The 21,512-nt window shown below is 42.9% G+C and carries 21 protein-coding genes; all 21 read right to left on the reverse strand.

Features of this window, described 5'->3' with window-relative positions; all coding sequences use genetic code 11:
- Positions 1–107: 107 nt before the first annotated feature.
- A complete protein-coding gene (locus ESZ50_RS11975; RefSeq protein WP_148622795.1) occupies positions 108–206 on the reverse strand; it encodes a hypothetical protein in 99 nt (32 codons plus the stop codon).
- A gap of 136 nt (positions 207–342) precedes the next feature.
- Positions 343–1,026 (reverse strand): class A sortase, encoded by a 684-nt coding sequence (locus ESZ50_RS06690; RefSeq protein ID WP_148622796.1) that lies wholly within the window; start codon positions 1,024–1,026, stop codon positions 343–345.
- 108 nt (positions 1,027–1,134) lie between these two features.
- The gene (locus ESZ50_RS06695) at positions 1,135–2,280 is read right to left on the reverse strand and encodes a WxLIP family cell surface protein (protein ID WP_222860796.1); all 1,146 of its coding nucleotides are present in this window, start codon (positions 2,278–2,280) and stop codon (positions 1,135–1,137) included.
- Between the two features lie 74 nt (positions 2,281–2,354).
- Positions 2,355–3,122: a WxL domain-containing protein gene (locus ESZ50_RS06700; RefSeq protein ID WP_187387571.1), complete on the reverse strand. Its 768-nt coding sequence runs from the start codon at positions 3,120–3,122 to the stop codon at positions 2,355–2,357.
- 107 nt (positions 3,123–3,229) lie between these two features.
- Positions 3,230–6,517, reverse strand: coding sequence for a beta strand repeat-containing protein (locus ESZ50_RS06705; RefSeq protein ID WP_148622798.1), 3,288 nt, complete (start codon positions 6,515–6,517; stop codon positions 3,230–3,232).
- On the reverse strand, positions 6,480–8,819 hold the full coding sequence (locus ESZ50_RS06710; protein WP_148622799.1) for a beta strand repeat-containing protein: 2,340 nt from the start codon (positions 8,817–8,819) through the stop codon (positions 6,480–6,482). Before ESZ50_RS06710 ends, ESZ50_RS06705 begins: the two co-directional genes overlap by 38 nt.
- A 376-nt stretch (positions 8,820–9,195) precedes the next feature.
- The gene (locus ESZ50_RS06715) at positions 9,196–9,621 is read right to left on the reverse strand and encodes a F0F1 ATP synthase subunit epsilon (RefSeq protein ID WP_148622800.1); all 426 of its coding nucleotides are present in this window, start codon (positions 9,619–9,621) and stop codon (positions 9,196–9,198) included.
- Between the two features lie 12 nt (positions 9,622–9,633).
- Entirely contained in the window at positions 9,634–11,031 is a 1,398-nt protein-coding gene (gene atpD / locus ESZ50_RS06720) for a F0F1 ATP synthase subunit beta (protein WP_148622801.1), read from the reverse strand.
- A 41-nt stretch (positions 11,032–11,072) separates the two neighbouring features.
- Entirely contained in the window at positions 11,073–11,945 is an 873-nt protein-coding gene (locus tag ESZ50_RS06725) for a F0F1 ATP synthase subunit gamma (RefSeq protein WP_148622802.1), read from the reverse strand.
- 15 nt (positions 11,946–11,960) lie between these two features.
- Complete coding sequence (gene atpA, locus ESZ50_RS06730; protein ID WP_148622803.1) at positions 11,961–13,472, reverse strand: F0F1 ATP synthase subunit alpha; 1,512 nt, start codon at positions 13,470–13,472, stop codon at positions 11,961–11,963.
- A 57-nt stretch (positions 13,473–13,529) separates the two neighbouring features.
- On the reverse strand, positions 13,530–14,072 hold the full coding sequence (atpH, locus tag ESZ50_RS06735) for an ATP synthase F1 subunit delta (RefSeq protein WP_148622804.1): 543 nt from the start codon (positions 14,070–14,072) through the stop codon (positions 13,530–13,532).
- Positions 14,072–14,587, reverse strand: coding sequence for a F0F1 ATP synthase subunit B (gene atpF, locus ESZ50_RS06740; protein WP_148622805.1), 516 nt, complete (start codon positions 14,585–14,587; stop codon positions 14,072–14,074). The genes atpH and atpF overlap by 1 nt, the downstream gene beginning before the upstream one ends.
- A gap of 16 nt (positions 14,588–14,603) precedes the next feature.
- Positions 14,604–14,828 carry a F0F1 ATP synthase subunit C gene (atpE, locus tag ESZ50_RS06745; RefSeq protein ID WP_187387572.1) on the reverse strand — a complete coding sequence of 75 codons (225 nt, stop codon included), beginning with the start codon at positions 14,826–14,828 and terminating at the stop codon, positions 14,604–14,606.
- A 49-nt stretch (positions 14,829–14,877) separates the two neighbouring features.
- Complete coding sequence (atpE, locus tag ESZ50_RS06750; protein ID WP_187387573.1) at positions 14,878–15,102, reverse strand: F0F1 ATP synthase subunit C; 225 nt, start codon at positions 15,100–15,102, stop codon at positions 14,878–14,880.
- 32 nt (positions 15,103–15,134) lie between these two features.
- Entirely contained in the window at positions 15,135–15,851 is a 717-nt protein-coding gene (atpB, locus tag ESZ50_RS06755) for a F0F1 ATP synthase subunit A (RefSeq protein WP_148622806.1), read from the reverse strand.
- A 278-nt stretch (positions 15,852–16,129) separates the two neighbouring features.
- Positions 16,130–17,410, reverse strand: a complete 1,281-nt coding sequence (locus ESZ50_RS06760) for a solute carrier family 23 protein (protein ID WP_148622807.1) — start codon at positions 17,408–17,410, stop codon at positions 16,130–16,132.
- A 194-nt stretch (positions 17,411–17,604) separates the two neighbouring features.
- Positions 17,605–18,231 carry an SDR family oxidoreductase gene (locus tag ESZ50_RS06765; protein ID WP_148622808.1) on the reverse strand — a complete coding sequence of 209 codons (627 nt, stop codon included), beginning with the start codon at positions 18,229–18,231 and terminating at the stop codon, positions 17,605–17,607.
- A gap of 105 nt (positions 18,232–18,336) precedes the next feature.
- Positions 18,337–18,966: a uracil phosphoribosyltransferase gene (gene upp / locus ESZ50_RS06770; RefSeq protein WP_148622809.1), complete on the reverse strand. Its 630-nt coding sequence runs from the start codon at positions 18,964–18,966 to the stop codon at positions 18,337–18,339.
- Positions 18,967–19,089: 123 nt separating this feature from the next.
- Positions 19,090–19,485, reverse strand: coding sequence for a hypothetical protein (locus tag ESZ50_RS06775; protein WP_148622810.1), 396 nt, complete (start codon positions 19,483–19,485; stop codon positions 19,090–19,092).
- Between the two features lie 112 nt (positions 19,486–19,597).
- Positions 19,598–20,305, reverse strand: coding sequence for a purine-nucleoside phosphorylase (deoD, locus tag ESZ50_RS06780; RefSeq protein WP_148622811.1), 708 nt, complete (start codon positions 20,303–20,305; stop codon positions 19,598–19,600).
- Positions 20,289–21,500, reverse strand: coding sequence for a phosphopentomutase (locus ESZ50_RS06785; RefSeq protein WP_148622812.1), 1,212 nt, complete (start codon positions 21,498–21,500; stop codon positions 20,289–20,291). Before ESZ50_RS06785 ends, deoD begins: the two co-directional genes overlap by 17 nt.
- Between the last annotated feature and the right edge of the window lie 12 nt (positions 21,501–21,512).

Consider the following 21,512-nt stretch of genomic DNA (forward strand, 5'->3'; position numbering starts at 1 on the left):
AACAAGGCTTTGCGCTGAATAATTCATTAAAATAAAGTTCAAAATTTAAAAAATGCTAAAGTTCACACCTACATTTTCAATAAATCCACTATATAGATTTTTAAAAATCATAAGGCACCTAATATCATTGAAGTTAGATCTAATTCTAGGTTAGTAAACACCACAAATTCATCCCCAATCCACAACCTTAGTAGATATTCATTCAATACAACATGGCATTAATAAACAATGCTCCTTAATGATTCTCAAAAAAAGATTCCACAATACAAGTAATTCCAAGATTAAAAAAGCGATGCCGATATTTTAGAAGTTCCCTTCAAAATATCAACACCACTTTTCTAGTTATTTATTCACAAAATATTGTGCCGAATGATTATCATACTTTTCAACCTGGTTCAATTCGCCTACAACAATAATCCGCTTAGTTGCCGCCAAGTCCAAACAAGTAATCAAAGTCACTCGATTCTCACCCGGAACATCGTCAACCACATCCACACTATACTGACTAACGGTATCAATCGAAGTTACCTTATATACATAGACAGATTGCTTATCGGTTAAATAAATCGTCTGACCCACCTTGGCTTTGATCAACGGACTAAACAATTTCTTGCCATCCGATTGATTATTATCATCAAAGACATTATGGCTAGCTAACGCATAATTACCCTGCCCCATCACTTGATCAGCTTTCATCGTACCGGCGCCAAACATCATCTCCTCATAGCCAACCCCTTTAAAAATCGGCAAATTCAATTTCAAGGCCGGAATTGAGATACCACCAACCGCTGGATAGGCTTTATTATCAAAAGCCTTCTTAGCAATATCTTCAGCTGTTGCTGGTTTTACACTGGCATAATCAAAATTGCCTTTTTTTCGGTTATTTTTGGCATAGTTGCTGGCAGTCTGTCGATTTACACTATAAGCATTCTGCTCATGAGCTGTTACTAAATTACCTAACTGCGAATACAGGATTAATCCTAACCCCAGCACCAATAATATCACTGCGCTTATTTTTCTAATCAATCTTCTCTCTCGACTCTCTACTGATTAATTTCTCAAAACACAAAAATTGAATGATTCTCATTCGAAAATCATCCAACTTATCATACATCGTTTATTGAAATTTGGCACCTAATCTTGCGTAGGAACCTCCTCATCTTGATCCTTTTTGCGACGCTTCCAAATAATAAAGAACCACCACAATAAAATCAAGACAAGTACCAATATAATCCACCACCAATTATTCTGATGATTAATTGTCACATCCCGCTTATTTAAGTCACCAGCATGTTTAGCAGAAACTGTAAAATCACGTGCAAAGGTCCATCTATAATCGTAATGCACTTGCTTACCTGCAACCGTGTCCATATATTTACCATTTGAATCTTTTTGTCCATACACAGTCATAGTAAGGTGGTACTTACCTGCTTGCAATGGTTTTGAATACTGTCCTTGGTTCAAGGAACCTTGATTACTAACCGGAATCGGTAAATCAAAATTCGTATTTGGGGCCATCTGCATCATCGCCTTATCCAAATGATAATGTACACCTTTAACCGTTTTACCAGTAACATTTGCATGGACTGACATATTATTCAAATAGCCCGCCCGTGAATTTTGCAAGTTAGCTGTAATCACATTTCGATTATTCAGTTGCGTTGCCGAGACCTTATGCAAATGCAACGACGGCGCCAAGGTCGTTGTGTTTTGTTGCATTAGCAATGCTACCGCGTATTGATAGGCATTATTAACAGCAAACCCTTTACCATCCGTCGTTTTCGCTTGATCCAATTGCTTAAAATTAAGCGCACCCGCAATTTGACCACTCAAAGCAACATTTGGCATAGCAACATTTACATCAATCGTTGTACTAGCTCCAGGCGCAAGCGTCACAATCTTCGGCGCACTAACCAAATTCTCGAGATTATATTTCAAAGACTGATCTGCTTTGATTTTATTAGGCGTATATTGCACAATGCCGTTGACATTTGTCTTGGCGCTGACTACCGAAACTTCGATCTTAGCAGTCTTACTACCAGCATTATTCATATTAACCTGTACGGTTTGAGTTTGCCCAGGATCCATCAGAAGATCAAAATAACTAACATCACCACGAGCCTGATTACTTGGCAGAACTGGGCTAACCGAGTAACTAATCACACCATTCGCACTCATTCCGGCACCTGCATTGGCAGATGCTTTCTGAACGTTATTAGCTAAGCTGAATAGTAAAATCAAACCGAGACTCAGCCATTTTAGTTTATATCGCCACTTCATGATTTCTCCCTTAAAATTATTTTACAAAAGTATTCCTGATCAACGATTAGTAAACCCCTTTTTGTGAAAAATGATTACCCCATCGCTGGAGCGTTATACAAGGTCCAGTCCAAAGTCGTTGAGTAACCTGTTCCTGTTGCTGATCCGCCAAGCACATTTAAAGTTACTGCTGGATCAACTGTTTGGGCCGAATTATCTGGATCTTTAGCTGTATTGGCCGTTGTACCGCCGAAGTCTAAAAGATTTGAGCCAAGCCCTTTGTTAGCACTTGCCGCAAAAACAACTTGCTCGGCTGTATTAACAACAATTCCTGTTGAAGGTAAATCGGCTGCAATGTTATGCGCGTTGACTACCGCATTAGCACTGTTTCCTAAAGTCAAAGTATTACCTGCTAAAGCGCTACCTGAAGCAGAAGTAAAATTACCTTCCTCCTTAACTGACACAGACCAACCTGTGTTAGCAGCCCGATAGTCTGAAACCTGCATGTATAGTGGCAATGGATTTGTACCATCCGTCAAATTCCAAGCTGAATAAGTCGTTGTTGCCGTTGGTACAACGTGAGTCCCAAAATTAAGATTTGGTACATAGTCCAAACTCAAACCTTGTCCATCTGCAACTGTGCCCGGTGTGTTTGTATCACCGGGTGTACTTGGAGTAACTGGATTGGTCCCAGTTCCTGGATCAAGTGGGGTCAACGGGGTCGTTGGCGTTGTAAACGCGACCTTGGCATCGGACTTCGCAACGCCAACGGACGCCGCGTTGGCGTTTACAACCAGCAAACCGCCCATCGTTAAAGCTGTTAGCGCACTTGCTGATAACGTATAAATTAGTGTCTTTTTCATAACTCTTTCCTTCTCTCCTGAATTACTGGTTATTGTGCTCTTAAAACAATTTTTATTTTCCTTATGTCCCAACATAAGTTAGCGTCACCCCCTTTCCTAAGGTTAGTTTAATTTGCTGGCACATCATTCAAGGTCCAAGTTAAGGAGCCATCATAATTGCCCGGCCATAATTGCCCAGCACCAGCATCTAATTGGAACTGGGCATTGTTAGCCCAAGGCGTCTGTCTTGTGCCTGGCTTGCCATTGTCAGTCCCAATATTCCAAGCATTAATTCCGTCGGCATTATCAGTCACAGCTTGACTGTTAGACTCGTTATAGATCAATGCTGTTGTACCCGAGCTAGCACTTAGATGTTGCACAGACGAACTTGCTGGTGAACTTTGAACACTCACATCATCAGCAAGATTTTTGTCTGAGTTATTCTCATTGGTCAATGGTGCGGTCATTGCTGCCGTCAATGACCAACCTGATTTGGTAGATCGTGTATCAACAACTGAAATATTGCTATCAGATCCACCAATCGTATTGGCAATCCTTCCACTGATACTTTGTGCTTGAAGGGTAAACATGTGTTGCTGACCAAAATCAATATAATTCGGCGTACTTCCAAACTGTAATACTTGATCCGCAACGTCTAACTCCAACGGCCCCGTTGTTACCACCTGGTTATTATTCGTTGGATCAGTATAGGAGAACACGATGTTTACAAACTTATCGCCATTTTTGGCTGTCTTAACCGCATTCAAAAAAGTCGTCGCGTCAGTTGTTGTCGTACTGCCATCACTGAACTTGCCTGTACCGAAGGTCGCTGAAACAAAATTAACGTTATAGTGGTTCGTGACGGTTCCATCACTCTTTGCCGTCATGCCTTCCACCGATAAATAGGTCGAAATCGCGTTTGGTTGCGGACTTGTCAGAGTTGCATCTGTTGGTGCAACGGTCGTTGTTGCGGCGGCCTGTGCTGATGTAATCACACCCATCGAAGCCGTCAAAACCGAGCTAGGTCCAACGCTAGTTGAATTATTTGAAGCAATTAACAATTGCGCTGTTTGAGTTGCCCCATCAGTCCCTTGCCATTGTACTGATACAGGCGTATACGCATTAGTTGCTGGCACAGGACTTTCAATTGCATTTTGCACGGCCGTCAGATTCTGCACGGTGACATTATTCATCAAACCAACCCCGGCAACTTTCATCGCTTTAGCCAAGGCCGATACATTCAACGTACTATCTGCATTGGTTCCGTCAGTCATAAATTGACTAATTGCGTCTGCACTTCGAACAATAATTGCGTTTGCGCTCAGCACACTAGTTTTGACTGCGTCTGCTCCCGTTGTAACCAAGTAATTCCCGACTCCACCACTACTAGATCCATTTAAGTTCGCTCCTGGCAAGAAATCATCATCCGTTTTTGAATTTATCGAATCCGTCCCAGCGCTGAAGTCCATCGCACTTGGCAGACCAGTTTTGGTATATGGCAAAGCCGTATCACCAGAACTATTCACCGCGACTGCCCCACTCGGTGTAGCAAGACCTGCGTAACTATCATAGGTTTGCACGCTAATTTTTGACACGTACCGTCCCGAACTAGCGTTATAAGTCACACCACCATTTGGCTGTGTAAAATTTGTCGTGCTTGGATACTCTAAAACTAAGTCAGCCGTGGGCGTCTTACTTGCAACATTCGCATATGCAGTCATCAAGGTTGGCTGTCCGCCAGGTACAAAGGGTTGGAGTGGATTTTTAGCTGTAATACCAGCTGTTAAGCCACTCGTTGTTGATGTGCTAGTGATATTAAACTTGCTAGCATCATATTGCCACGTACTAGTAGTACTGCTGTCACTCGCAGCATTATTTACATACTCGCGAACAGTCCCCGGCAAGAAATAACCCACATACTGAGCATTCGCTCCAGTCTGTCCATTCGTAACATTTGGTGTGTAATCGGCAAGAAAGGCATAGTTTTGCGATGAATCAACTCCGATATTATCTGGTGTGATTTGATTAGGCGCATTGTCACCTTGGCCCCAAGCCGTAGAGGCTTTACTTGCCCAGCTTCCACCCGTAAATGTCAAAACTGGGAAGCCACTTTGTTGACCCCAAAAGGCTCCCGCATAATTACTGGTTGGCGCAACACTTGCAACAGAATTTACCGGTGGCACCCAATGCAAGGTCGGCTGCTGACCCGTCGTACTAGCATCTGTGTACATATCAAGGTATGAAATGTTAATCACGCCTGTACTATTCAGATAAGGCGTCTGTAAAGTAGTGTTCAGGTTAATCACCAATTTTCCCAATGCCATTGATAAAGTCGAATTATTGACCGCAATGGTCGAATTTTTACCTGTATTGAAAGTTCCAAAGTTTGAATAGGTTGCCCCATGATTAGCAGCCGTCGCACTAAGACCATTCAATATCTGTCCAGAAACATTTAGGACCGTATTATCTTGCGTCGTAATTGAAGTAAAGTTAATAATCGAGCCAGTAACAGTCACTGGATTACTTGATGCAGTATCGCCAATATAAATATTCGAGCTATTACCGCCATTCACACTATTATAGGTATTCAACGCCCCTGAACTAGCAGTTGTTAGACCATTGGTATAATTACTACTTGAGCTACTACCACTAACCGTCCCAGCAATCGTTAAACCATCGCCAAGCATCATATTGGTCGTAACTTTCAAAGAACTACCATTTCCCGTGCCAGTCGCATTATTGTAATATGTTCCATAGACCGATCCAATTGTTCCTGTACCATTTCCATAAGGTGCAACGTACACATTTACCGTACTAAGATTACTTGCACCCCCACTACCGCCACTTGCTGCACCGTCACCGTAAAATGTATCACTAGCAAAGGCTGTTTTCTGTGCGCTTGTCATATTAGCCGGTAGAATAATTTCAAGGCTACCGGTATCGGTCGACCGCCCCAGACCAGTCTTCAGACTTGATCCTGGTGGAACGGTTCCCGATAGGATTGCCGATGCTGGCGGAACGAAGGTCGAGCCATTCGCCCCACTTAGATTAACATTCAATGCACTAGATCCCTGAACGGTGCCACCATTGTAGCTACCACCGTTCAAAGACTTCGCTGAGGTGAAATTACCACCATAGACGTTTACATTTGAATTACCAGTAATCGTTGCCCCGCCACTAGCACCATAATTTCCACCTACATAACCGTTGTAACGCCCGTTATAAATATCCACCTGCGCATTTCCAACTAGATTGTCGGTATTCCAAGATCCACCAGCTAAAAACCATTCAACCGATCCATTATTTGCGATCGACAATGAATTTCCATACTGCGTGTTGGCTTGATAAGATGAACCTTCGAGGGTATTAACAATCGCATTATTCATGACTGGAATTGCCCCACTGATACCCTTCATAAATCCCACCATAGGTATAGCCAGCATTATCATTATTTTGAATTAAGTTTGTATCGCCCGTTTGCCAATAATCAGTTGCTGTCCACCCACCAACTACTCCGCCACCGCCGATTACTTCCATCGAGTGATCCGAAATCGTGGCCGAGTTTGTATTCTGTAGTGGGTTAATTGAATATGTTGACTTAGTTCCCGAAATCGAATTACCAAGATAATCACTGCCACCCATCGATCCGTAGACATATCCAGTACCACCCATAAGCCCCTTCGTTCCCGTCTCACCGTTTGTTCCAGCGGCCGTACCGACTTCGAGCGTCGAACTACCGCGAACGTAGCCAGTATAAGAACTACCACGATTATAGGATTGATATCCAATATGGGCAGAATCCATATTTCCACCCTTTTCCCAGGTATAGATATCACCATAAACCGCTGAGGCTGACTTACCAGCATTGGCCGCCGCTTGGTCGCCACTACTGGCAGCAGCTGTCACTGCACTGCTAGAACTCGTACCGTCAACAACCGTACTGGGAGCGCTCAACCCGCTCAATGAAGTCGACCCCAAACCATTACCACCAATTACAGATCTAAATCCAGCACCATAGTCGGCAAAACCTGCACGGACATAATTTACAATATTGCCGTAGATCGTCCCTGTGCTAGAGCCCGTTCCGTTCGTCGCATAACCGTTACCACCACCAAAAATAAATCCATTCGTTGTATATGCAAAGTTTGATGTATCAACATTATTGAAAATTGCATTGCCTAAGGTCGCCGAATTCCCAACATCTCCCTTATACGATCCACCAAAATAATAATGAGAACCACTCGCGAAGGTACCTGTTCCGGTCAAATTGTTATAGATTGTACCACCAATATTTCCATAGCTAACACCACCATAGAAGGTTCCATAGTTAACACTTACCGATGTCGAACTTAGGTTAGTCTTAGCATTTCCATTGACGGCTACTGGGCTAGCGCTTGTACCAACACCAGCACCATAGACATTTGTAATCGATGCGCTCGCAGACTTCAGATCAAGGTTGGTATTTCCTTGAATCGTACCACCCGCCTGGTTTCCACCAGATAAATTAACAATTGCATTCGTTCCAGTTCCAGTAATCGTGACGTGGGTGCTACCAGTGATCGTGCCCCCCGCTTGATTACCACCATAAATATTCCAACCACCACCAAGTCCACCATTAGAAAATCCATTCGCATTCGTGCTGGTATTTGCCACGTAAACATTCGTACTAGCAATCGAACTATTTCCACGGCTGTCTGTCCCGGTACTATCGATGCCCCCATAGATCATAGTTGAATAATAATTATCATCCCAACTACCCGGCATAAATGCTAAGGGATTCCCTTGCGCGTAATAATTCGTCGCTGAGCTAATATATGAATTTTGCTCGGTAAACGGAATATTCCGAAAGGCAGTTGCACTACCAAAATAAATTCCGTTAGCGGTATTTCCTGATGCCCAACGTAAGAACTTATATGTGCCTGATGCGGGCTGAGCGATACCTGTTAGCGGGTCTGCTGCAGAACCGGTTAACGTCAAAGAACCAATCGTTCCTGATAAGCTCGCAAAATTCATGTTGCTGGCCGTTGGTGAGCTGATCAATCCCTTAGAAAAGGTGTTTTTAGCAACGTAAATATCACTTGTACCACCGATCAACGGTAAATATAGCATCCAATTTGTACTTGTCGTAATACCCAAACTTTTCCCGTAAGTCGAAGTAGCCGCAGTTGACATATCATAAAGAGCTGCCTCGAGTCCGGTTGCACCAACTAAAGTTGTTCCAGCCGTTCCAGTAGCATCTTGCGGAGTATAATAACCATTCTGTGAGTTTTTCCCATTCACCGCATTTGCACCGGCATACGGTTGTGCCTGCCCATTACTATCAACGTAGAACAATACTAAATTTATCGAACCACTGGTTACATTCGCCAATGCCGAATTGATTGATACTGGAGTACCAAACGCTGATAGCGATGCATCGGTTGGCGTAACGGTTCCCGTTGAGCCATCATTACTCCCAGTCGCCGGATTAATCGCCGGACGACTAGTTCGTTTCGCACTCGTAACAGGGCTACCTACACTAGTCGTGAGATTGTTGCTGGCTGTTCCATAATTTAGCGAACTATCGGCACTACTAGGTGGTGTCAAAGCGCCAAAGCCAACCACTGCCGCACTCGCATGATCATCCGAGTCCATCCCATTAACCGGTAGTCTAAAACCAATCGGCACGAAAAAGAGCATGATTAGCAGCATTTTCAAGGCTTTATTAATTTTGATCATAGCTCATCATCTCTCTTTCTGGATAATTTCGAACAAAAACATTCCATTTTATATATCTATTCTTGAAATATCTCCAAAGATAATCTCTTGATATTTCAATATCTTTTATATATTATGTCTCAAATTAAAGACTATGTCCACTAATTAATCTTTTTTTATTCATGAATTAGCAGTAATAAATATATTAAAAATCAATAAACAACATAAATGCTTCCGCTAAAGTCTTTTTGAATGGAATTGCGAATAATTATTTATGAAGTATATAATTCATCAAGCATTGCACAAAAAACACGACTATGTCCAAAGAATTGCACACAAAAAGCCGCAACCCTAAATCGGGTTACGGCTTTTACTGACGCTAAATACGCATCAAAATTTAATTTTGATCTTCACTATGAACAACATTGATTCGGTTTACAGCCCGCATCAACGCTGCTTCAGCACGTACCTTATCGCGACTCTCTTGTGCATTCTTCAAATGAAGTTCAGCTCGCTCACGAGCAGACTCGGCACGCTTCAGGTCAATATTCTCTGATAATTCAGCAGTATCTACTAAAATCGTCAAAGTATTATCTGAAAACTCTGCAAAGCCACCACTAACTGCAATAACTTCATTGAAGTTATTGTTGTCGTCAACGATATGAACCTCACTCACTTGCAAGGCCGCTACCAATGGCGAATGATTTGCCATGACTCCGACTACTCCGCCTGTTGTATGCAACATAGCTAAAGTAGCTTTATCATAAGCAAACACTTCACCTTTTGGTGTAACGACGGTTACTTTTAGGCTGTGTTCATCCATGACGTGACCTCACTATTGAGCCAATGTCTTGGCTTTCTCAACTGCTTGTTCGATTGCACCAACATTACGGAATGCATCTTCAGGCAAAGTATCATGCTTGCCGTCCAAAATTTCCTTGAATGAACGTATCGTTTCAGCAACGGGTACGTATTCACCCTTCAAGCCAGTGAAAGTCTCAGCAACTGAGAATGGTTGTGACAAGAAGAATTGAATACGACGAGCGCGCTTAACAATCGTTTGCTCTTCATCTGACAATTCATCCATACCCAAAATTGAGATAATGTCTTGTAGCTCACGGTAACGTTGCAAAGTACGTTGTACTTCAGTAGCAACATCATAATGATCTTGACCAACAACTTCTGGAGTCAAAGCCGTTGAAGTTGAAGCCAACGGATCAACGGCAGGATAGATACCTTGTTGTGTCAAAGCACGCTCAAGGTTTGTCGTTGCATCCAAATGGGCGAAAGTCGTTGCAGGAGCAGGATCAGTATAATCATCGGCTGGCACATAGACCGCTTGGATTGAAGTAACTGAACCCTTTTGTGTTGATGTAATTCGCTCTTGCAATTGACCCATTTCAGTTGCCAAGGTAGGTTGGTAACCAACGGCTGATGGAATCCGGCCAAGCAAGGCTGAAACTTCTGATCCAGCTTGCGTGAAACGGAAAATGTTATCGATAAACAACAACACATCTTGACCGTTAATATCACGGAAATGCTCGGCGATTGTCAACCCAGTTAGGGCAACTCGCATACGTGCTCCAGGAGGCTCATTCATTTGACCATAAACCATGGCCGTTTGCTTAAGCACTCCTGAATCCTTCATTTCGTGATACATGTCATTACCTTCACGGGTGCGTTCACCAACTCCAGTAAAGACAGAGATACCATTATGACCTTGTGCGATGTTGTGAATCAATTCTTGAATCAACACCGTCTTACCAACTCCGGCACCACCAAACAATCCGATCTTTCCACCACGGACGTAAGGCGCCAACAAGTCGATAACCTTAATTCCTGTTTCAAGAATTTCTGTCTTGGTCGTCAATTGATCATAAGCAGGTGCATCACGGTGAATTGGATCACGTTCTACATCTACTAATTCTTCGCCACCATCAACAGGGTTTCCCAAAACATTGAACACACGACCCAACGTCGCCTCTCCAACAGGGACAGAGATTGGGGCACCAGTGTCCTCAACGGCCATGCCGCGTTGCAATCCATCAGTTGAGTCCATGGCGATTGTACGAACAACCCCGTCACCCAAAGTCAATGAAACTTCTACCGTCAATTTACCTTGATCACCTTTATCAATGATCAAAGCGCTATTGATGGCAGGAACTTGACCATCTAATGGGAAGGCAACGTCGACAACTGGCCCAATGACTTGAACAACTTGTCCGGTACTCATTGTCGTTTCCTTCCTTCGTTTCCAGTTAAGTGGTTGGACGCTTAATCAAGCGCCGCCATACCACCAGTAATTTCTGTAATTTCCGTCGTAATCGCACTTTGACGCGCACGGTTGAATTGCAAGTTCAAGGAATCAATCAATTCCTTCGCATTATCAGTGGCTGATGACATAGCATTAGCCGATGCGGCGTGCTCAGCAGTCTTAGCATCTAAGATTGCTCCAAAGATCAATGATTCAGCATACTGTGGCAAAACCACTGCTAAGATTGACTCTGGTGATGGCTCAAATTCATATTCAGGGAAAACTGTACCTTCTTCAACAGTCAATCCTTCAGTTTGAACTGGCAACATCTTTTCAGCACGGAACTCATTCGTAATCCGTGACACATAGTGATTGTACATCACAGTCAATTCGTCGAAGACTTCATTATCATACATTGTCGTAACAGTCTTGACGATATCCTTCACTTCGTCAAAAGTTGGGATATCAGTCACACCACGGTATTCGTAGGCGACGTTAAAGCCACGCTTCTTAAAGAAGTCGGCTCCGTTACTACCAACGGCTAGAATCACAACATTATCTGCTGTTAATTCTTTGTCGGTGATTTCTTGCATGACGGCCTTCATGACTTGTGAGTTATAACCACCAACCAAACCACGATCAGAAGTGATTACTAGGTAACCAATCTTCTTGACTGGGCGTTGCTCAAGCATTGAACCGGCACCGGAAATTCCTGCATTTGATAAATGCGCGACCACATTATGCAAATTCTTTGCATAATGATCAAAGGAACCTCCCGCACGGTTAATTTGGCTCAACTTCGCAGTTGAAACCATTTGCATAGCCGACGTGATTTGGCGCGTCTTTCTAGTCGAGGTAATACGGCGTTGAATGTCTTGCAATGAAGCAGCCATCAGCCCCTCCTCTTATTATTTAGCACTTGCAGCAAACGTAGCCTTGAACTCTGAAACCGCTGCGTTCATCGCATCGGCATCAGGCAAGTCCTTCGTGCTTACAATTGTCTCAAACAAATCGCTATGTGATGCACGAACAGCTTGGATCATTTCGCTTTCAAAGCGTTGGATGTCATCAACATTGATATCATCCATGAATCCACGCGTCAAAGCATACAATGACAAAACTTGCTCTTCAACAGGCAAAGGCTTGTGCAAAGGTTGCTTCAACAATTCAACTGTCCGACGTCCACGGGCCAACTTAGCTTGCGTCGCCGCATCCAAGTCAGAACCGAACTGTGCAAATGATTCCAACTCACGGTATGAGGCCAAATCCAAACGCAAAGTTCCGGCAACCTTCTTCATTGCCTTAATTTGTGCGTCACCACCAACACGCGAAACAGAAGTTCCGGCATCAATGGCTGGACGAACACCAGCATAGAATGAATCGGCATCCAAGAAGATTTGTCCATCTGTGATTGAAATAACATTCGTTGGAATATACGCTGAAACGTCACCCGCTTGAGTCTCAATGATTGGCAAAGCCGTCATTGATCCACCACCAAGGTCGTCAGACAACTTGGCAGCACGCTCGAGCAAACGAGAGTGCAAGTAGAAGACATCACCAGGGTACGCTTCACGTCCAGGCGGACGACGAAGAATCAAAGACAGCTCACGGTAAGCCGTTGCTTGCTTTGACAAATCATCATAGATGATCAACACATGCTTGCCGTTGAACATAAACTCTTCACCCATGGCTGCACCGGCATAAGGTGCCAAGTACAACAATGGAGCTGGTTCAGCCGCACTAGCAGACACGACAATCGTATAATCCAAAGCACCCATTTGACGCAATGTTTCAACTTGTGTACGAACAGTTGAAGCCTTTTGTCCAATGGCAACATAGATTACGATCATATCTTGATCCTTTTGGTTCAAGATTGTATCAATCGCAACAGAAGTTTTACCCGTCTTACGATCACCAATGATCAACTCACGTTGACCACGGCCAATTGGCACAAGGGCGTCAACAGACTTCAAACCAGTTTGCAAAGGTTCGAAGACCGACTTACGCTCCATAACACCAGGGGCTTTAACTTCCACTGGGCGAGTATTTGTGGTTTCGATTGGTCCAAGGCCATCAATTGGTTGACCCAAGGCATTAACAACACGTCCAATCAATCCCTCACCAACAGGCACTTCCATGATCCGGCCGGTACGCTTAACGATATCACCTTCGTGAATATCATCGTACTCACCCATGATGACGATACCGACATCATTAGATTCAAGGTTTTGTGCCATACCATATACGCCATTAGAAAACTCAATCAACTCACCAGCAAGGGCATTGTCCAAGCCAGTTACACGAGCAACTCCATCACCAATGTAGGTAACAGAACCGGTCTCTTGTACAGTCAATTCGTCTTGATAATTGGCTAATTGGTTTTTGATGAGAGAACTGATTTCTTCAGCTTTGATGCTCATTTCAGCAGTTCCTCTTTCATTAGACTGTGTATTTCACACATTTTTCTGGTTTGATTACTAGTGGATGATACTCTGACGAATAGCAGCCAATTTGGTTGCTAATGATCCATCCAAGATTTGGTTATCGGCATAAGTAATTACACCACCAATAATTGATTCATCAACAGTTTGATTCAACTCGATCTCATTAACTGCAAAGCGTTGCTTTAATTGTGCTTTCATCCGGTCAACTTGCTCATCACTAAGCGTAATTGCCGTTGTTACATCAACCAAAAGCTTACCTGCAGCCTTGTTCACGCGCTTCTCATAAGCTGTAATAATGTCAGGCAATAAACTAAAACGACGGTAATCAAACGTCATCTGTACCAAATTTTGAACAACTTGGCTGGTGCCATTCTTTAATGTAGCGACCATATCAAGTTTTGACTGTTCAGAAATTCGTTCTGATTCAATTGCCTTAATCAATTCTGGATTATCTTGAAAAACAACCCGCAAGGCTGATAATTCAGCCAAAGTTGTTTGGTCAAGATCTGAATCATGGGTTAATTCGAACAAAGCTTTAGCATAGCGACCAGCAATCGTTGCTTGGTTTACTGCCATTACTTGTCTCCTAATCCTGCGACATAGGCATCAATCAATGCCTTTTGATCTTCTAACTTTAGTTCTTTTTGGATAATCTTTTGCGCAATCGTAATTGATAACTCAGCGACATCATTCTTAACACCAGCCATGGCCTCAACACGCTCTTGCTCAATTTGAGCCGTTGCAGTTGCCTTCATTGCTTGTGCAGAATCGTTAGCATCTGACACAATTTGATCACGTTGCAATCCAGCAGCCGTTTGTGCATCTGCAATAATTGCATTTGCATCAGTCCGGGCTGACTGCAATTGTTCTTGACGCTTTGATTCTAAGTCTTGAGCCTTTTGACGGGCATCTTCTGCTGAATCCAAATCGTGAGCGATTTTGTCGGCACGATCTTGCATCATCTTAGAAACAGGTCCCCATGCGAATTTCTTCAATAATAGAAGCAAAACGATCATTGAGACCAACAAGAACAACATGTTACCCAAAGCCAACTGTTCGCTAGCACCAGCTAGAAATAAATTACTAAACATATGTTGGCTCCTCTTATTACTTATTCAACAACATGAAGGCAATTGCAATTGCGATGATTGGCACGGCCTCAACTAGCCCGACACCAATAAACATATTACTACGCAACTTTCCTTCTATCTCAGGGTTTTGCGCTGTACCTTCAATCATGGCGTTGATAACAAGTCCATTACCGATTCCAGCTCCTAGAGCAGCACCGGCAGCGGTAAGTCCTACACCAATAGTTGCTACATCAATCTGCATTGTAAACCCTCCAAATGAGCTGTTGTGCGTAATTTAGCAGTGGGCTAAATTAACGGCCCAACAACATGAAGGCGATCGCAATAGCAATAATAGGAACGGCCTCAACTAGTCCAACACCGATAAACATGTTAGAACGTAGCTTACCTTCTAGTTCAGGTTGGCGAGCCATACCTGAGATCATGCTTGAAATAACCAAACCGTTACCAATACCAGCACCAAGAGCGGCACCAGCAGCAGTAAGTCCTACACCAATAGTTGCTACATCAATAGACATAGAAAATTCCTCCAAAAATTTATAAACAAAATTTATTCTTCAACTTCAGTCTTTTCAGATACATAAACCATCGTTAATGTAGTGAAAACGAAGGCCTGAATAGCTCCGATAAACAGTGAAAACGCCTGCCATGCAAGCATTAAAGCAAACGCTGGCACCATTGTTGCAATTCCATGCGAAACAGCTAATTGCCAGATCAGTGAAAGCACCATTTCTCCGGCAAAAATATTACCAAATAGACGCAATCCGAGTGTCAAGAAGCTCGTAAACTGCTCAATGATGTTGATGGGCAGTAAGAACGGCATTGGCTTCAGATATACCGTTTTAAAGTAGTTCTTAAAACCAAGCTTTTGAACTCCCAAATAATGTGCTATTCCAATGGAAAACATTGCCAGGGTCATCGTAACTAACGGATTAGCAGTTGCTGATCGTAGATATGTTACGCCACCCACATTCACATTGAAAGCTACTCCGAGTTGATTGGCAACGAAAATAAACATAAACAGTGAAAAGATATAAAACTTCATGCCACGTCCCGTTGAATTAGGGGCTTGTTGATCAACGATTCCATTTGTGAAATCGATAATCCACTCTAACACGTTTTGCTTACCTTTTGGTTTAAGTTCTAGTCGCCGTGACATCCAAACCGCCAGTACAAAGACAATTACCATTGCAACGGTGGTCGAAATAATCACTGACCAATCAAACGTTAGACCTGCAAAACTAAACATTGCAGTCTTTTCATCCACAAGGCTCACCTCATTCCTTTCTTATAGAATTGCGGCAGTGCGTCGAAGCACACAAGACCGGCTTTTAATTATTTACTCTCATATACTACTCCTTTTACATATAATTTCAACGATTAATACTTGGAATTTTGTTCATTTATAACTTATTAAATTGCAGATTTATTCTATGTTCGCTAGGTATTTCCTATGGTTCGTAGTTTTAAGGTTCTTATTTGAGATAACTTTGTTTTCAATCAGTTTGTTTCTGAACTTTTACCGCTGTTTTGATCAAGTTTGTTTTATCTTTCTGAAGCTGCCTTCTCCGGCAAGATTAAATTTAAGACGATTGCTAGTACCGTAGCAATTGCCACTCCGGAGAATTGGACAATATGATCTCCTGAACCAATTTGCAAAAATGCATCACCAATTCCAATCACCATTACGGACGAGGCAATCATCATATTGCGCTTCCGGTCAAAATTAACACGTCGTTCAACCAAAATTCGCAAGCCGGAGGTCGCAATTACTCCGAATAGTAGGAATGAAACCCCACCAATCACTGCACCCGGAATTGATTGAATCAATGCGGATAATTTACCGACAAAGGAGAAAACCACCGCAAAACTAGCCGCACCGATCAACACATACACTGAGTGAACACGTGTGATTGCCATTACACCGATGTTCTCTCCATAAGACGTTACTGAAGGACCACCGACCAAGCCGGCAAATATTGATGCCGCTCCATCCCCCGCCAGCGTCCGATGCAAACCAGGATTTTTCATGAAGTCGCGACCGGTCAGCTCGTTTAACACCATCAAATGACCCAAGTGCTCCGAGATTGTTACCATAGCTAAAGGTGCCATCACGATGACGGCTCCCCAATCCATCCGAGGACGGTAATTAACAAACGGCACATCAAATGCTGGCAGCGCAAACCATGGTGCTTGCATAACCGGAGTGAAATCTACCAAACCAAAACCGACGGCCGTAATGTAGCCTGCTACGATTCCCAGCAAAATTGGAATCAATCCAATGAAGCCGCGCAAAGTCATATTGAATAAAATAGTGAACCCAAGTGTAATCATTGCGACTGCAAACACACGGAGGTCATACTTACCATTTAATAACGTCGCACTTTGTGCGGCAGAACCGGCTAATGACAATCCGATAACCATAATAATTGGCCCAACAACAACTGGTGGCAACATCTTTTCAATCCAATCTGTACCAATAGCTCCGACAATTGCCGCAACAATCATGTAAATCACTCCAACGGACAACACACCGACCGCTACACCAGGGTAACCAGTCGTTTTCATCAAAGCGATCATTGGAACAATAAAAGCAAAGGATGAGCCCATATATGCTGGGATCTTCCGTTTGGTAATCATAATGTGAAGTAGGGTTCCCACACCTGATGAAAACAAGGCAATTCCTGGATTCAAGCCAACTAGTAATGGTACTAAGACCGTTGAACCGAACATCGAAAACATATGTTGTAATGACAGTCCAATCCACTGCCCCAAACTAGGACGATCGTCAACATCTAAAACAACATCGCGTTGTAATTGTTCCATGATATATACACTCCTTCAGTGTGATAAACCATGTAAGAACGAAAAATGGACCGATACAGTCGTATCAGCCCATTCACTCAAAGTCAGTATTAATCCAGTCCACCCCTTAAAAGGGTGCTTAGATTTATGATTGCTTTGGGGTCTCACAGGGCCACGTTAAAACATTTTATTGTATTATGACCGATCTAAATCAATTACGCAAGCTTGTTTTTTAAAGCTACCGCAATTTCTTGATCTCCATCAGCCATTGTAATCACCTTACGATAAGTAGCTGGTTCATCCAAACTAGCCACTAATGTTGCGGCAACATTATCAATTGAATTAGCTCCCATCACAGTGGGGTTAATTGTGATCTTACCTGTACCGATTTCCTCAGTCAAAAAGCCTGGTTGAAGAATTGTATAATTTAAGTTGGTCTCTTTAATCAGCCAGTTATCGGCGAAGAACTTGGCAATGTAATAGTCGCGAAGCTGCTCGGGCCACAAACTCGGCTCGGTTGCATTAAAGCTCGATAGCATAATAAACCGGTCAATCCCAAGCTCTTCAGCAGCTTGTTCAAGCTTAATTGCGCCATAAGCATCTACTTGCAAAAGGTTCTCACCTCTCGAACCAGCAACTTGAAAAATTGCATCTAAATCATGTCCTTTTAAAGCTTCCTTGATTGTATCCAAATCATCAATCATACTAACTGGTAGTGCTGGAATTTCTAAATCAGCATGTGAATGTTGCGTTCCAGCAAAAACATTATGTCCGCCTGCCTGCAACAAAGCTACTACCTTCCGACCAACACGACCACTTGCTCCCATAACTAATACATTCATCTTAACCCCTCCATCATTCACTTTTGATTAACTCTTCCAGTATACAAGGATATAATTAAACGGAGACAAAATACCTTTGCCTCCGCTCCAACCTTACAGATATTCTTAATGCGTTCCAAACAAACGATCGCCGGCATCTCCCAAACCTGGAATAATGTAGCCATGCTCATTTAGCCCTTCATCCAAACCAGCTGTAAATATATCAACATCATCATGAGCGGCCTGAACTGCAGCAACACCCTCAGGAGCTGCCACTAGGGTAATTAACTTAATCTTGGTAGCACCACGCTTTTTAAGCGCGTCAATCGCCATAATTGCAGAACCACCGGTTGCCAACATTGGATCGACCACAAAAACATCACGTTGATCAATGTCATCTGGCAATTTAACAAAATACTCGACTGGCTCCAGACTCTCCTCATCGCGATACATACCAATGTGACCGATTCGAGCGGCAGGGATCAATTTCATCATGCCATCAACCATTCCCAAACCAGCACGAAGAATTGGAACAATTGCCAATTTCTTACCTGCTAATTGCTTTTGAACTGACTTAGCAACAGGTGTCTCAATTTCAACATCCTCAACTGGTAATGTTCGTGTTACCTCGTAAGCCATTAATGAGGCAATCTCATCAACGATCTCACGGAAAACCTTTGTTCCGGTATCTTTTTGACGGATAATCGTCAATTTATGTTGAATCAAGGGGTGATCGAAAACTGTTAAATCGCTCATACTTATCTCCTTATTAGCCGCTCGCAGGCGGACATTTAATAACACTTTCTTCCATTATAGAACAAAATGTCCGTTCTTGGAAATTTTCCCAGTTTTAGATTGAAGCAGGCTACCAGTTAACGGTCATCTCAACATAAAATGTTGCAAGATCGGCCATACAACGGTTGTTACCACCATTAAAAAGCAAAGCGAACGATAGGCAAACTTAATCTGACCTTGAAGTACTTTGAAGTTTAAATCGATTTGTGAGATTTGAGCTTCATTTTGATCAAGGTGATCCTTCAAACGATCAACACGTATTTCAAGACGACTATCAATTCGATCAACACGTTTCTCGGACAAATCTACTTGCTTTTGCAATGCAACTAACTGCTGACGATCAAGTTCAAATTGTCGACTGAGCACTTTATTCCCTTGGTCCAGAACTCTGCAGCGTTCATCCATTCGCTTTTCCCAGGCAAAAAGCATATTGCATGTAGTTGAAAGTGTTGAATTTGCCTCATAGCGATCATTCTGCATTATGGTAACCCCCTTAAAGACTTCCAGTAAAATGAAAATTGGCCGGGAACAAGCCCCGACCAATTAGTGTTTTTAAAGTATATCAAGTTCTGCAAAATCTTACAATCTAAAATTATTCTTTAATTGCCGTCTCTAAAGCAACCACCATCATATCCGTGAAACTGGTTTGACGCTTCTCTGCAGACAGTGCCTCACCACGGAAAATGTGGTCAGAAGCTGAAAGAATATCTAAGGCCTTGAAATGTAACTTTGCCGCCAACAAATATAACCCAGCTACTTCCATTTCCGTCCCCAAGACACCGTATTCAGTTAACTTTTTCATATCAATTTCATCGTTATAGAATCGATCTGCCGCAAAGATGTTTCCAACTTTGACTGGAATGTCTAAACTCTTAGCCGTTTCATATGCGGCATGTAATAATTCAAAATCAGGAAGGGCCGACCAATAAATACCAGAGCCAAACGTCTGCTGGATTACAGCCGAATCGGTTGATCCACCTGATGCAAGAACAACATCACCTAATTGAATATCATCAGCCATCGCACCAAATGATCCAACCCGCATAATCGTTTTCACACCGAAAAACTGTACTAATTCATTGATATAGATCGACATTGATGGGATTCCCATTCCGGAACCTTGTACTGAAACACGATGTCCTTTATATGTTCCAGTGAAGCCCAACATTCCGCGGACGCTATTAATCTGTTTAACATCATCTAAGAAATTATCAGCAATAAACTTTGCTCGTAATGGATCACCTGGCATCAAAACTACTTCGGCGTAATCGCCCATCTCAGCGTTAATGTGTGTTGACATATCGTTGCTCCTTAATTTCACTTAAAAAACTAGTTCCAACTCCAGCACCGGCAACATTGAAGTTCTCCAACAAAGTCGCCCCAAAATCTGCAAATGTTGTTCGAGTCGGCAATGCCCCCCCCGCTTGCATACTAGGTGAGTATACTAACAGTGGCACTTCTTCTCGGGTATGATCAGAGCCCGTAAATCCTGGATCATTTCCATGATCAGCTGTAATGATTAACAAATCATCATCCTGCATTGCCTCAAGAACCTTGCCTAAGCGAGCATCGAAGTCCATCAATGCCTGCCCCATTCCTTTAGGGTCACGACGATGACCATACATGGTATCAAAATCAACCAAATTGGTGAATGCAAATCCTTCAAAATCCTCCGCCATCACGTGATCAATGTGGTCCATCCCGTCCATGTTGGATTCATTATGGTAACCCTCATCAATTCCAGTTCCAGAAAAGATGTCGTTGATCTTACCAATACCAATCACTTTCCTGCCACTAGCTTGCAGACGTTCCATATCTGTCGTTCCCATTGGCTTCAAAGCAAAATCATGTCGATTTGCTGTTCGAGTGAAATTCTCCGCCTTCGTGCCGATAAATGGCCGTGCAATGATCCGTCCGACCATGTTTGGCGCATCGTTGACTAATGATCGTGCAAACTCACAAATCTTATACAATTCTTCAAGTGGCACAATCTCTTCATGAGCGGCAATCTGTAAAACTGAATCACCAGAGGTGTACACCATGATGCCACCAACAGCATTGGCTTCCTCACCATACTCTTTTAACACTTCAGTACCCGACATTGGTTTATTTACTAAAACTGGTCGATGAGCAAAATCACTAATTGCATCAATAATTTCCTTGGGGAAGCCATTGGGGTAAGTCGAAAGGGCCACCTTTACTGGTAAGCCCATCATCTCCCAATGTCCATCCATTGAATCCTTACCCACCGATTGCTCGCGCATCTTACCATAATAGCCAATTGGTTGTTCAACCGGCTCAACACCTACAATCGGTTGTTCCTTACGAATGTTACCCAAACCTAATTTCTGTAAATTTGGTAAAGCCCAATCATGTTGATAAAACTTACCAATATGGCCTAAGGTATCTGAACCTTCATCACCATATTTGGCTGCATCCGGGGCCGCTCCAATTCCAACTGAATCTATAACAATTCCAAATACACGCTTATACATAATTTGCCTGCC

It is taken from the genome of Weissella muntiaci, assembly GCF_008107635.1.
Classification (GTDB): Bacteria; Bacillota; Bacilli; order Lactobacillales; family Lactobacillaceae; genus Weissella; species Weissella muntiaci.